The sequence below is a fragment of the Vibrio sp. 970 genome (assembly GCF_033339075.1).
In genome coordinates this window covers 1-519 of record NZ_JAWOTW010000808.1, presented here as the reverse complement: position 1 = coordinate 519, position 519 = coordinate 1, and the positions used below count along the sequence as shown (strand labels likewise).

The window sequence follows — 519 nt, the reverse complement described above, 5'->3', positions numbered from 1 at the left end:
CGTAACGCCAATTGGTGAAAGTGATGCAGCTCTGCCTGAGTGTGAGCAATCCGCGCTAGAATTACTTGAGCGCGCTATCAAGCTTTGTAACGAACGTCGTCGTGACGAAGTTTAATGAACGTTCGTTAACATAGATGATATTGCAAAGGGAGCATTGCGCTCCCTTTTTGACAATTAAATAAACGAAACTAAGCCGCTTAGCTTAAGCCATAAAGCCAAGGTTAGATGTGGTGAAATTACGGATGTTCGGGAATACGTATTCCAATGCGGCATTGTCACTCACGCCCATCCACTGTGCGAGAGTTGAGCCAACTTGGTCTGCGGCAATAGCCGGAATCAATCGACCTTTTGAGTAATCATCTTGCCCTCCAAGTGTTAACTCTGGCCACGTACCGATCGGCGCACTGCCATTTACCGCACCACTTATCAATAACTGATGACCGCCCCAGCCGTGATCGGTACCGTTACCATTATTGGTCATTCGTCGACCAAAGTCAGACATCGTAAACGTGGTCACGT

Annotated in this window: 1 protein-coding gene and 1 pseudogene; one reads left to right on the top strand and one right to left on the bottom strand. The window is 47.6% G+C overall.

Annotated features, from left to right (window positions below):
- A pseudogene (locus R7Q11_RS29320) lies at positions 1 to 115 on the top strand (3-oxoacyl-ACP synthase); the annotation flags it as partial.
- An 87-nt stretch (positions 116 to 202) separates the two neighbouring features.
- Here R7Q11_RS29320 and R7Q11_RS29315 read toward each other — a convergent pair.
- The coding region (locus tag R7Q11_RS29315; protein ID WP_225467364.1) for a DUF1501 domain-containing protein at positions 203 to 519 on the bottom strand (317 nt) is incomplete at its 5' end.